General features: G+C 47.9%; 10 protein-coding genes and 1 tRNA gene. 8 read left to right on the top strand and 3 right to left on the bottom strand.

Annotation, left to right across the window (positions count from 1 at the left end; all coding sequences use genetic code 11):
* Nucleotides 1-130 precede the first annotated feature (130 nt).
* A complete protein-coding gene (locus tag LEPBO_RS0125920; protein ID WP_017290508.1) occupies nt 131-1159 on the bottom strand; it encodes an FAD-dependent oxidoreductase in 1029 nt (342 codons plus the stop codon).
* 168 nt (nt 1160-1327) lie between these two features.
* Between LEPBO_RS0125920 and LEPBO_RS0125915 the strand changes: the two genes are divergently transcribed.
* The 3 genes from LEPBO_RS0125915 to LEPBO_RS0125905 all read left to right on the top strand — a co-directional run bounded on the left by LEPBO_RS0125915 (nt 1328) and on the right by LEPBO_RS0125905 (nt 3692).
* The gene (locus tag LEPBO_RS0125915) at nt 1328-2035 is read left to right on the top strand and encodes a hypothetical protein (protein WP_144056275.1); all 708 of its coding nucleotides are present in this window, start codon (nt 1328-1330) and stop codon (nt 2033-2035) included.
* 86 nt (nt 2036-2121) lie between these two features.
* Nucleotides 2122-3138 carry an NAD(P)/FAD-dependent oxidoreductase gene (locus LEPBO_RS0125910; protein ID WP_017290506.1) on the top strand — a complete coding sequence of 339 codons (1017 nt, stop codon included), beginning with the start codon at nt 2122-2124 and terminating at the stop codon, nt 3136-3138.
* On the top strand, nt 3138-3692 hold the full coding sequence (locus tag LEPBO_RS0125905) for an Npun_F5560 family protein (RefSeq protein WP_017290505.1): 555 nt from the start codon (nt 3138-3140) through the stop codon (nt 3690-3692). The genes LEPBO_RS0125910 and LEPBO_RS0125905 overlap by 1 nt, the downstream gene beginning before the upstream one ends.
* Before the next feature lie 189 nt (nt 3693-3881).
* On the opposite strand, the gene LEPBO_RS0125900 is transcribed toward LEPBO_RS0125905, so the two are convergent.
* On the bottom strand, nt 3882-4244 hold the full coding sequence (locus tag LEPBO_RS0125900; protein WP_017290504.1) for an STAS domain-containing protein: 363 nt from the start codon (nt 4242-4244) through the stop codon (nt 3882-3884).
* Between the two features lie 366 nt (nt 4245-4610).
* On the opposite strand from LEPBO_RS0125900, the gene LEPBO_RS0125895 reads away from it, so the two are divergent.
* The 5 genes from LEPBO_RS0125895 to LEPBO_RS0125875 all read left to right on the top strand — a co-directional run bounded on the left by LEPBO_RS0125895 (nt 4611) and on the right by LEPBO_RS0125875 (nt 8903).
* The gene (locus LEPBO_RS0125895) at nt 4611-5294 is read left to right on the top strand and encodes a DedA family protein (protein WP_017290503.1); all 684 of its coding nucleotides are present in this window, start codon (nt 4611-4613) and stop codon (nt 5292-5294) included.
* Nucleotides 5295-5389: 95 nt separating this feature from the next.
* A tRNA-Val gene (locus LEPBO_RS0125890) sits at nt 5390-5461 on the top strand.
* A gap of 35 nt (nt 5462-5496) precedes the next feature.
* Nucleotides 5497-5919: an NUDIX hydrolase gene (locus tag LEPBO_RS0125885; RefSeq protein WP_017290502.1), complete on the top strand. Its 423-nt coding sequence runs from the start codon at nt 5497-5499 to the stop codon at nt 5917-5919.
* Nucleotides 5920-5933: 14 nt separating this feature from the next.
* Entirely contained in the window at nt 5934-8387 is a 2454-nt protein-coding gene (gene recG / locus LEPBO_RS0125880; RefSeq protein WP_017290501.1) for an ATP-dependent DNA helicase RecG, read from the top strand.
* A 75-nt stretch (nt 8388-8462) separates the two neighbouring features.
* Nucleotides 8463-8903 carry a hypothetical protein gene (locus LEPBO_RS0125875; RefSeq protein ID WP_017290500.1) on the top strand — a complete coding sequence of 147 codons (441 nt, stop codon included), beginning with the start codon at nt 8463-8465 and terminating at the stop codon, nt 8901-8903.
* A 112-nt stretch (nt 8904-9015) separates the two neighbouring features.
* Here the strand turns inward: LEPBO_RS0125875 and sbcC are convergent, their stop codons facing one another.
* Entirely contained in the window at nt 9016-12099 is a 3084-nt protein-coding gene (gene sbcC, locus LEPBO_RS0125870) for an exonuclease subunit SbcC (protein ID WP_026148930.1), read from the bottom strand.
* Between the last annotated feature and the right edge of the window lie 125 nt (nt 12100-12224).

Genomic DNA, 12224 nt, shown 5'->3' with positions numbered 1-12224 from the left:
AGCTAGTAAAACGAAGCCTCCTAACCGGGACTAACCAAAAGATTGAGCGACCCAGTCCTTTTAAGGACTTCGCACCGTTAGCCCTGGAATTCTATTCCGGGGCGGGTGAATGCGTCTCAACGACGACTTGCTAAATCATCCTCTTAAACTGGTTCATAAAAGACCGATCGATAAAGTCCTTCACCCACCACACCCACGGAGCGCGCCAACCGAATCCCCCATAGGATGCCACTGCAACCTTATCCCCCGTTCCAATCAAACTCAGATAGCGTTTCTGAGGACGATAAGGCTTCAACACCCGATTTTCCAACTTAGCCCGGAGATTGTGAAACAAAGGCTTGCCCTGCCTCACCGCAAATACTCCTGCCTTCGGTCGATCGTAGTGCATCATTGTGGCAATATCACCCGCTGCAAACACCTCAGGATGAGACACCGACTGTAAAAATTCGTTCACCAAAACGAATCCTTGCGCGTCTACTGCCAGCCCAGACTGCTTGACCCAAGGCGTAGCCGAGGCATGAGTCACCCAAACCGTTGCATCACAATCCGTCGCACGTTCCACAGCTTGCCCAACGTGAAGTTGAATCCCTCTCTGCGTCAAAATCTTTTGAAATTGCTGCCGCACCCAAGGGTTATGACTTGGCAACAACTCGCGATCGCGTTGAAACAAATGAATCTTTAACTCAGGCATCTTCGCCTGCATATTCAACGCCAACTCGACCCCGCCTGTTCCACCGCCTACGATCGCCACACTCTTACCATCAAACTGATTCCACCATTTGAGAAACTGAGCAATCGGCTTTGCCCCAATTCCCGCCGCTCCTGCTGGCATCATCGGCGTACTGCCAATATCGAGCGACACGAGATCAAACTCAACCTCTCCTGCCTCACATAAGACTTGATGCCGAGCCAAATCCAACCCAATTGCGCGATCGATTCTCAATTCAGCCTTAGCGAATTCACACAGCGAGCGCAGATCGATATGACACTCCTCATACGAGTAGAAGCCTGCTACATGTCCCGGCAACAGCCCTGAATAAGGCGTATTTTCTGCCTCACTAATCAACGTAATTTCGACATCAGGCACCGGATGCAATCCGAATTGTCGAAGTGCGATCGCGTGACTATGTCCTCCTCCCACTAAAACCAATTTTTGCATTCCGGTAATTTCTTCAGGTTAGCGATCGACAACCGCGAGAACGCCCACGTATAACTACTAATTTTTACGAAAAATCCGTTAAAACCGATAGCTCAAACGGCAGATAAAACCGTGCGCTCCGTAAACTCATGGCTATTCTGTATAAATGTAAACGACTGGGGTATCCGTATGAGCAAACGACACTGGATGATGAGCGCTGCAACCGGAACAGCACTCTTACTCACAAGTTGCGCGACCAACCGTACCAATACTCAATCTACACCGCCCACCCCCCAAGCCTTCCCGCAACCTGTCGTACCCGCCAAATCGCTCACCCTGCCTCCGGTCAAAATCGCAGGCATGATTCCAACGACCAATAGCAAACTCCCACGAATGCCCGTTGCTGTCGGAAGCAATCGCGATCCCTTCGCAGCGCCTCAAATGCCAACCGACCTGAGAGCCACGATCAAACCAGCCCCCACAAAAACGATCGCAGCAAAATCCTCAACCATCAGCACTTCACCTGCCGTTGCTTTACCTCAGCCTCAACCCATTCGGCTCACTTCTACCCCGATGCCTCCGCTCTCAGTCGGCACACTGCCGACCGTCCAACCTGCTCTGCCTGTGATCCCACCCCCCCCTATCTCTCGCCCAAATTTGGCAGACGCGATCGTCTTAAGCGGCGTGATTCAAACTGGCTCAAACATAAGCGCGATCGTTCAAGATACCGACGGCACCTCGCGCTATGTGCAAGTTGGAGAACGCCTCGCAGGTGGAGAAGTGACGGTAAAACGAATCAACCTCAATCCGGCAGGAACTCCCTCGATCGTCTTCCTGGAAAATGGCAAAGAATGGGTCAAATCCGTCGGCAGTTCAGAAAGCTCGATCGCACTTTAGAACTTGCAGAATTGCTACATTGGAGAAATCTGTGATTGCAATTAAAATCGTAGATTCACGATGCAACGATTACTGCGGAAATCGCCATGAAGCTTTCTAAAAAGACACTCGAACAGCGACTTGACCATGTTTACGATGTAATTATTGTAGGCGGCGGAGCGGGTGGACTCTCTGCTGCAATTTATTTACAACGCTATCGGCTGTCGTGTCTGGTGATCGAAAAAGGTCGCGGTCGATCGTTCTGGATGCAAGAACTGCAAAATTATCTTGGTCTGCCCCCTGGCACTCCTGGTCGCACCATGCTCCAGCAGGGGCAAAATCATTTTCTCTCGCTAAATGGCGATTACCTCATGGGCTTTGTCGAAGAGGTGCAAGATGAAGGAGAAACCTTCGCAGTCAAAGTCAAAGTCGGCAAACAAGATAGCATTCACCCAGTTTTTCGCTCTAAATATGTGATTGCTGCGAGTGGGATCATCGACCACTTGCCCAAGCTCGACGATATGCAGAACGTATTCGACTACGCTGGGCACAACCTGCATGTCTGCATGATCTGCGACGGTTGGGAAATGGCGGACAAAAAATGTGGCTTGTTTGTCGGCAGCGAAGGCGCGATTAACACCGCATTTGTGTTGAATTGGTTTACGCCTTACATCACCGTTTTTACCCAGGGCTTATTTGAAGTCAGCGACGAGATGCGAGAAAAATTAAAATCTCACGGATATCCACTCATCGAAACGCCGTTAAAGCGATTCGTTGGACATGATCATGAGATGACAGGCGTAGAACTCGCGGACGGACGGACGATCGAATTACAGACGGGCTTAGTGGCAATGGGTTCGCATTATTACAATGCCTACTTAAAAGGGATTGAACTCGACTGGAAAGGCGGAAACCTTCTGACTGACGACATGTGTAGGACATCGCATCCGAGAATTTTCGCACTGGGAGATTTAAAAGAGGGATTAAATCAGGTATCAATTGCGGTTGCAGATGGTACATTGGCGGCAACTGCAATTTGGCGAGACATTCGTCGATCGTCTCCTCCGCGATTATGGGAGGAAAACCTTAACGTCATAACCCAAGAGGGAGTACCTATCTCGTGATGCAACTTGACGCTTCTCAAGCTCAGCAAATCTTTGCTGAAAATGCCCGTCTCCAAGAAGAACTGCAAATGCGCGATCAGCTCGTGCAGCAGCTCTCGCAGGAATTATTCCGCCTGGTTAAAGGCAATGCGAGTGCGCCCATCCCCGCTTCAGATGAGCCGTCCGATCGACAAGTCGCTGAAGTCCGGGCGCTACGCGAACAGCTTCAGACCGTAGAGGAACAAGTCACGTTCTACCAAGAGCAAATTACGCAACGCGATGAAGAAATGCGCCAGTTACGGCAAACGGCTCAGGAATTAACTGAGCGATCGAAGATGCTCGAACAAGTCGTGCAAGAATTGCCTAAAGTGTATCGGCAGAAATTTGCCGAGCGGATGCAGCCTGTGCGAGAAAAGGTGGCAATGATTCAGCGCGAAAATCGTCAACTTCACGCGGAACTCCAAAGCGTCAATTATCGCTTAGCCGTACAAAATCGCAGAAACGGGCATCTTGATTTGCCGAGTTTTCCACGAGGTGAGGGTGAAATTTCACTGCCCACCTTTGGGAATGCTTAAATCAAGAATCTCTAACGCATAAATTGAACGACAAAGCCCCCACAAGCTAAATCTTGCGAGGGCTTTTTGCTGACAGTGGTTTACTGGAGTTAGGTTTCGACTTCGATCAACTCGCGAAGAGAGGAGATCTAGAGCGACTAAGAGCGCTGAACGAGGTCAAAACGCGATGAATAAAGCAATTCTGATAAATTAAGCGATTTGCAGCACTTCTTGAACTCGACCAAAAGCATCCTCGATCGCTTCATAATTCTCGAAAATCGAAAACGCCTGATCCAGTTGCGTAATCTCAAAGACCAACCGAGTCGAGGGACGCAATCCACATAAAACAAGCTGAGTACCAGTATGGGTCGCAACTTTTAATCCTGAGACTAATGAAACTAGCCCCGAACTATCAATAAATTCAACACGCGACAGATCAATAATCCAGGCTTTATATTGCCGAGGTGCAAGGGTTGCCCACTGTTGGTGTAATGCTGCACCACCCACTGCATCTAATCGACCCTGGGGTTGTAATACAACCTCTTCGTGCCGCTCAATTAACGCCATTTCCATATCTCCACATACTTTCGTTCACTCTCACATCCATGCTTCATCCGGAAGACTTGACTAGAGCAAGGATCGTTCCTTTGCTAAGTAGTTGTACGCATTATTTAGTGCTTCAACTATAAGGAGTCTGTTTCCGGATGCACTAAACAACTATCGTAGTTTTATCGAATCTTTATTTTTCTCCGTATCTCAGCGCAATTTTAATAAAGTTTTCCTGATCGTTACAGAAAAATACGGATGACAGTTGTGAAGAGATGCTAATGAATCTGTCCTAAATCGCGAACTTAAAGAAACTGTCGATCGATTGATTGACACTTGAGGCGAAACCACGTCAAGATCGAAAGAAGATGAAGGTTTGTAAAGGTTATTGCAATGTCACTTGACTTCATTTCGCCGGAAGCGATCGAGCAGATTGCTCAGCAGTATGGTTATTGGGCGATTTTTTTCGGAATTTTGTTAGAGAATTTAGGGCTGCCCATTCCCGGTGAAACGGTGACGCTTGCGGGTGGTTTTTTGGCAGGAAGCGATCAGCTGAATTATTTCTGGGTGATTGGTGATGCAGCGCTCGGCGCAACGATCGGCGGCAATATTGGCTACTGGATTGGGCGCTACGGCGGCTGGGCACTGCTGGTCAACTTGGGCAAGGTGTTCCGCATTCAAGAGACTCAAATCGAAGAACTAAAGCGCCAGTTTGGGGAGAATGCTGGCAAGGCAGTTTTCTTGGGTCGATTTGTGGCACTGTTGCGGATTTTTGCCAGTCCGCTCGCCGGGATCGCAGAGATGCCCTATTGGAAATTTACGCTGTACAACACTGCTGGAGCGTTCACTTGGGCAACGGTCATGGTGTCGTTGTCGTATTTTGCGGGTCAGGTTGTCCCTCTAGAGAAGCTGTTTACGCTGGCTTCACAGTTTGGGGTAGTGGCACTTTTGCTCGTAGCGGCTTGGCTCGTGGTTCCGTTTTGGTTGGAATCGCGGAAATCGAAACAGTTGGTGTCTGAAACGCTAGAAGCCAATGCACTGCCAACGGTGTCAGACGACTCTTCTCAAAGCCAGTAATCTTGTTCAATTTGCATAAATTTGCGGGAGCCAAATTTGGCTCCTTTTTTGTGGCTTGATTTGAGCGATCGCCTAATGTAGAATAAAAACTCCTCGGGCGATTGGCACAGGGGTAGCGCATTCCCTTCACACGGGAGAGGTCACTGGTTCAAATCCAGTATCGCCCATATTTTAGAAACGAGTTTCGGAGAGAAATTTCACTATGAAGCCGGAAGTCGCGATCGCAATTCTCTATCAGCATCAGACCTTCCTGCTTCAACTCCGAGATAACATTCCAAATATTGCTTATCCAGGACATTGGGGACTGTTTGGGGGACATTTAGACCCAGGCGAAACGCCTGAAGTGGCAGTCGTTCGAGAATTGCAAGAAGAAATTTGCTATGTTGCGCCGGATCTGGTGAAATTCGGGATTTACGAAGACGATCGAGCGACTCGCCATGTCTTTGCTGCTCCGCTAACTGTAGATGTTTCTGAACTCAAGCTGATGGAAGGCTGGGATTTAGGGCTGTTCACAATCGCAGAGATTCAGCAAGGAGAGCGGTTTAGCGATCGAGCCAATCAAATTCGACCGTTGGGCGCAATTCACCAGCGAATTTTGCTAGACTTCATCAATGCAAAAGGGTGAGATGATTTCACATCATGGATTTGGTGCGACTACAAAAGGCGCTTTCGGTCGAAGCTGATCGCGGATTTAATGATCTGGAGGGCAATCAGTTCCGCTTCAGCGAATTTTTGCATCTCACATTGACCGAAGGAACTCCCGCACTCCCGGCATCTGAGCAAGCACGCTGTCAAACGATCGCGAATCAATTCGCGAAATATTCCGATTTAGAATTTTCACAACGCCAGCATTTAGTTGCTGAAACTCGACGCTTTCTCTATCAAGTCAAAAAATCTGAAGAAAAACCTGCGGAGAAAGCCCCGACTAAACCCACTTCAAAAGCTACGCCAAAAGTAACTCCAAAACCGATCGAAGTCGCTGCACAAGACATTCCGCTGACACAAGCTATTACTTACCTCCCAGGGATTGGCCCAAAAAGTGCCGAAAAGCTTGCTAAGCTTGGGCTTTACTTTGCGCGCGATCTGCTTTACTACTATCCGCGTGATTATATTGACTATGCTCGCCAAGCGAAAATTCGCGAACTCAAAGTCGGCGAAACGGTCACAATCGTCGCCGTGATTAAAAGCTGCAATTGTTTCACCAGTCCGCGAAATAGTAAGCTGACGATTCTCGACTTAAGCATTCAAGACTCTAGCGGTTCGATGAAAATCAGCCGTTTCTATATGGGGAGCCGTTTTGCGAGTCGAGGCTGGCAAGAACAACAGAAAAGGCTGTATCCGAAAGGAGCCTCGATCGCGGCTTCGGGGTTAGTCAAACAGACCAAATATGGCATTTCACTCGAAGATCCGGACATTGAAGTGCTGGATCAAGAAGGCGAAACCCTTGATTCTTCAAATATTGGTCGGATTGTTCCGGTCTATCCCTTAACTGAAGGAGTTGGGGCAGATTTAGTCCGTCGGGCGGTGACGGCAGCGTTACCTGCAATTAAGAATTTGCATGAACCGATGCCAAAAGGGTTACTTGCAGAATATGGATTAATTGGCATTCAAGACGCGATCGCGAATATTCACTTTCCGACTGATTCGGAGACATTAGAATCGGCGCGACGGCGCTTAGTATTTGATGAGTTCTTTTACTTACAGCTTGGCCTACTCAAACGGCGCAGAGAACAGCAGCAAACTCAAGCCAGTGCAGTACTCGCACCGACTGGAGAATTAATCGATCGCTTCCATCAGTTACTTCCTTTTAGCTTAACGAATGCTCAAAGCCGCGTTGTCAATGACATTCTCAATGATCTTCAGAAACAGACTCCGATGAATCGGCTCGTGCAAGGCGATGTCGGCTCAGGGAAAACGGTTGTTGCTGTTATTTCGATCCTAGCAGCGATTCAATCGGGCTATCAGGCAGCGTTTATGGCTCCAACTGAAGTTTTAGCAGAGCAGCACTATCGAAAATTAGTGAGTTGGTTTAATCAACTTCATTTGCCAGTGGAATTGCTCACAGGTTCGACCAAAGCAGCCAAGCGGCGAGAGATTCACAGTGGATTGCAAACCGGGGAACTTCCTTTGCTGGTTGGAACTCATGCTTTGATTCAAGATACAGTCAGCTTCGATCGCTTAGGCTTAGTCGTGATTGATGAACAACATCGCTTTGGCGTTGAACAACGCGCCCGACTTCAGCAGAAAGGCGAACATCCTCATGTGCTTACGATGACTGCAACGCCCATTCCGCGAACCCTTGCTTTAACGCTGCACGGAGACTTAGATGTGAGTCAAATCGATGAATTGCCGCCTGGAAGAAAAGCGATTCAAACAACTGCATTGACCGGTCGCGATCGCCAACAAGCTTACGATCTGATGAAGCGCGAAATCGCCCAAGGACGGCAGGTTTACATTGTCTTACCTTTAGTCGAAGAGTCAGAGAAATTGGATCTCAAATCCGCGATCGACGAACATCAACATCTGAGTGAGAATGTTTTTCCAGATTTCAAAGTAGGGTTACTGCATGGTCGCATGACTTCTGCTGAGAAAGACGATGCCATTACTCAGTTTCGAGATAACAAAACCCAGATCCTCGTCTCTACAACCGTTGTAGAAGTCGGTGTCGATGTCCCGAATGCCACCGTGATGATGATTGAACATGCGGAACGATTTGGATTATCACAATTGCACCAGCTTCGAGGTCGAGTCGGACGGGGCGGATCGCAGTCGTTCTGTCTATTGATGAGCAATTCTAAGAGTGAAACCTCAGTTCAGCGCTTGAAAGTGCTCGAACAATCTCAGGATGGTTTCTTTATTTCTGAGATGGATATGCGATTTAGAGGGCCAGGAGCAGTGTTAGGGACACGGCAATCGGGACTACCAGACTTTGCCCTGGCAAGCTTGGTCGAGGATCAAGAAGTCCTTGTGCTAGCAAGAGAGGCAGCAGAGCGAACGATCGAGAAAGATCCCACGATCGAGAAATGGAATGCGATGAAAGCAGAATTAGAATATCGCTATCAAAGGCTGATGGGTGGAGCAATTCTCACTTAAGGCGGGACGCAATCGATCGCGGTTAGTGTATAACATATTAGTTTCGACTGAATTACAATCATTGAGGCGACACGAATGCCACGCACGAATGCTCGGAAAACTGAAGCAACCGACCCAGAATTGCTAAAAGAGCTAGGTTTAGAAGAGATCGAAGAGACTGAAGCAGAATCTGAGCCACCTGAAGAGGATGCAGAGGCTCAAGAGGTCGAAGAGACTCAAGAGGTCGAAGAGACTCAAGAGGTCGAAGCAGTTCAGGACATCGACGAGATTTTGAACTCGTTGAAGACTTTGCTGAGCACAGTCGAGAAGTTGCAAAAAGTTCGGCAAGATGTTGGTGATATTAAATCGCTCCTGGTCAGAATGCTCGATGGTGAATTGATGGCTGGAGAAGAGCTTGAGCAGCTGAAAACAGGTGTAGCAGGACTGTTGAGATTAGTCCGTGCTCATAGCGATCATCAAGCAGCATTGGCGAAAGCACAGGCAGCGAGAGATTTATTAGACGAAGTGCTGAAGTAGGACTATGGCGATTCGGGTTGAGCTGTGAATGCCAATAAGGGTGGGGAGTAGAGAGTAGAAAGCTACTAAGAGAACAGCTCCCCGCTCCTCACCTTAAGCATCGAATTTATACCTACAAACAGAGCATTAATTCCGATCCAGTTTGAGTCTTAGTGACTTCAATGCGAGCTTGGAAAGCTTCCCGGAAGTGAGGCATATGTGTAATCGTCAAAATGCAGGCAAACTCAGGCGCGATCGCATTAATCGCAGCAATTAAGCGATCGCATCCTTCTTGATCCTGAGTTCCAAAGCCTTCATCGACAATCAGCATTTGCAAGGCTGTTCCTGAGCGTTGAGCCAGTAATCGCGCTAGAGCGAGCCGAATCGCAAAATTGACTCGAAACGCTTCTCCTCCTGAATATGTCTCATAGGGTCGCGTTCCATAGGCATCTGCAATCAAAATGTCTAAAGTTTCCATTGCTTTGGCAGATGTGGATTTGGATTTCCGATTGCGTTGGGTGACGAATTGGACGTGTAATTGATTCGCGCTGAGACGGGACAGAATTTGATTCGTCGTCGCTTCGAGTTGCGGCAAGATGTTCTCAATCATCAAGGCTTGAATTCCATTCTTGCCGAAAGCTTGGGTCAGTTCTTGATAGATTCGAGTCTGCTGACGAGCCGTTTTAAGCTGAGCATTGATCTGTTGAAATTGCTGGCTGAGTGCTTCTTGCTGTTTCTGCTGTTGCTGAAGTCTGCCCAACTTCGATAAATGCTCATCAAGCTGAGTTCGATGATGTTGGATTTGCTGCTCTAAGGCTTGAATATGCGGTGCGAGATCAGGCGTGCGCTCTAAGGCTTGGATCAACTCTTGACAGTGATATGTGATCGTTTGCAAATCGGTGAATCGTGCTTGCGCTGTGTCTGCAAGTTCTTGTAAACGTTGCTGAACATGGGGATAGTTTTGCTTAGCTTGTTGAAGCTCTTGATAGCGAAGTTGCCAAGGTTGAGCTTGACGAATCGCCGCCCGAATTGCATTGTGCTGTTCCAGGTTGTATCCAATTTCTGCAATTTGTCGATCGTAGTATTTCAACCCGCGATCGAGTTCCTGACTCAATTGTTCGAGTTGCTGCTCGATCTGCTCAATTTGCGCTTCTAATTCGGGTTGCCGCTTCAATAAAGTTGCTTGTCGGCGTTTCGCTTGTTTGATTTCTGCTTGACGGATTTCTGCCCAACGCCAGCGATCGACACTTCCACGCGCTAGCGCATGATTGCGATCGTCATAATCGATCTGTTGCAAATGTCGATCGAGCAGTTGCAATTCCTCATGAAGCGGCAACTCAAATTGTCCAGTCTTGAGTTGTTCTTCTAACTTGGCAGATTCAGCCGTAATTTGAGCCAGTTTTTCTTGAACGGCAGCAGTATTTTGTAATTGTTCTTGTAACTGTCCTCGCCGCTCTAACGTACCGCCATATTGCGCTAATTGCTTTTCAATGTCGGTGTACTCTTGGCGCAAGACTTGAATTTCACGCTCTGAAGTCGTGAGTTGTTCACGGATCACCCAAATTTCAGAGAGAATTTCTTCACGCTGTTGCTGTTGTTTTTCGAGAACAAGATGCCAATGATGTTCATCTAAAGGTCGATCGCATAAGGGGCAAGGCGGAAAAGATTGTTGTTTCAGTTGAACGAGTGTATTGCCTTCAGAGTGCTCTGCTTCGGATGCGATCGCAGTTGCTTTTTCTTGTTCCAACATCCGAATCTTCTGGTCAATCTCTGCCAACTGTGCTTCATAGTTTCGTTGATGAGCTTGCAGTTGATCAACGAAACCACGTCGCTCTAAGCCTTTTTCAAGTACTTGGTCTTGGTAGGCGCGGAGTTTTTCGAGTTCTTCAATTTTGACCGCAACCTCGACGGCTGCTTTTTTTAAGCTCGGTTGTCGTTGCTGCTGAGTTTGAAGTTGTCGAGCAGAGGTGCGGAGTTCTTCTAGACGAGCAGAAAGACGAGTCGAAGCACGATCGAGTTCTTTTTGCAATTGTTGCCGCCGTTGCAAAAGCGGCGAAGCTTGTAACTGAAGCTGATCGAGTTGCTGAAGTTCTTGACGTGCGGCAATCAGGTTTTGAACTGCTGCTTCAACGTCAGCTTCTTTCGTGAGCGCTTTTTCAACTTCTTGAAGCTGTTCTTGTAAAGTAATTTCCTGAGCTTGAACTTTTTGCAGTTGATTCTGAAACTGTTGAATCTTTTCAGATTGTTGTTGTTCGTGCTGTTGGCGTTGGGACTGTGCGACCTGATGCGCCTGGAATTTTGCTGAGAATGCTTCTTCTTGAGCTTGCAATGCTTGCCAATGGCGATATCCGGCAATGATCGTCGCTTCTTGTTGCAGTAATTTTTCTAAGGTTTGACGCTGCTGATCGGTTTGCGATCGCTCTTTCTGCAATCGCTGACAGTCTTGATTCAAATTGCGCTGCTGTTGTTGCTGCCAGCTTAATTGCTGCTGCCAAGTTTGTCGCTGATGCTGAACGGCTTGCAGTTGTTGAAGTTGTTCATTACTGGCAGCTTGTTGGGCTTGCATTTGGGTGAGAAGTGCTTCAAGTTCGGCACGTTCTTGCTCGATCGCGTCTCGTTGCTGAAGCTGTTCTCGAACGGCTTCTAAATTTCGCTCTAGTAGATCAACTTGTCCTTTAAACTGACGCGATCTATCTTTTGCCTGTTCTGCAAGCGTGTCGTATTGGTGAAGTTTCAAAAGATCGGCAAGAATTTGCTTACGTTCCGCAGGACGTTTCAGCATAAATTCATCGGCTCGACCTTGACGTAGGTAAGCCGAATTCACAAACGTATCGTAATCAATTTTGAGATGGCTCAGGATCAATTGCTGCGTGGATCGAATGCCTTTGGCAGTTAGCGATCGAAACCCACCGTCCTGCATAATTTGAAATTCCAGCGAGATGCCTTGCCCACGTTGGCGAGTTCTGAGCACACGGTAGATCTGCTGATGCATTCCGAAGATAAATTCAACTTGCGCTTCTTTTGCGCCCATATGAATCACATCATCTTCTGAAGCTGCTCGGCTTTCACCCCAAATCACCCAGGAAATTGCTTCTAGTAGCGAAGATTTTCCTGCCCCATTTGCCCCACAAACGCACGCAGTATGAAGCCCCCGGAAGTCAAGCGTGGCTTCCTGGTAGCTCAGAAAATTCCGAAGAGTCAGGCGTTGCGGAATCATAGCGAAACGAGCGGACGGGACAGTACTGATGCACGAAAGTACAATCGCACTTGTACTATTGAGTGTAATCGCAACTGGAACGAATTTGCTAAAAATCGTGGAAGAATTAAGAGCGATTGTCACAC

Origin of the sequence: Leptolyngbya boryana PCC 6306 (assembly GCF_000353285.1) — a bacterium.
Lineage (GTDB): Bacteria > Cyanobacteriota > Cyanobacteriia > Leptolyngbyales > Leptolyngbyaceae > Leptolyngbya > Leptolyngbya boryana.
Note: the sequence above shows the minus strand (reverse complement) of the source record. Positions and strands in the feature narration are given on the sequence as shown.

Bases quoted from the DNA above. Each gene is read 5' to 3' on its own strand.
- LEPBO_RS0125920 (WP_017290508.1), bottom strand. From the start codon at position 1,159: ATGCAAAAATTGGTTTTAGTGGGAGGAGGACATAGTCACGCGATCGCA.
- LEPBO_RS0125915 (WP_144056275.1), top strand. From the start codon at position 1,328: ATGAGCAAACGACACTGGATGATGAGCGCTGCAACCGGAACAGCACTC.
- LEPBO_RS0125910 (WP_017290506.1), top strand. From the start codon at position 2,122: ATGAAGCTTTCTAAAAAGACACTCGAACAGCGACTTGACCATGTTTAC.
- LEPBO_RS0125905 (WP_017290505.1), top strand. From the start codon at position 3,138: ATGCAACTTGACGCTTCTCAAGCTCAGCAAATCTTTGCTGAAAATGCC.
- LEPBO_RS0125900 (WP_017290504.1), bottom strand. From the start codon at position 4,244: ATGGAAATGGCGTTAATTGAGCGGCACGAAGAGGTTGTATTACAACCC.
- LEPBO_RS0125895 (WP_017290503.1), top strand. From the start codon at position 4,611: ATGTCACTTGACTTCATTTCGCCGGAAGCGATCGAGCAGATTGCTCAG.
- LEPBO_RS0125885 (WP_017290502.1), top strand. From the start codon at position 5,497: ATGAAGCCGGAAGTCGCGATCGCAATTCTCTATCAGCATCAGACCTTC.
- recG (WP_017290501.1), top strand. From the start codon at position 5,934: ATGGATTTGGTGCGACTACAAAAGGCGCTTTCGGTCGAAGCTGATCGC.
- LEPBO_RS0125875 (WP_017290500.1), top strand. From the start codon at position 8,463: ATGCCACGCACGAATGCTCGGAAAACTGAAGCAACCGACCCAGAATTG.
- sbcC (WP_026148930.1), bottom strand. From the start codon at position 12,099: ATGATTCCGCAACGCCTGACTCTTCGGAATTTTCTGAGCTACCAGGAA.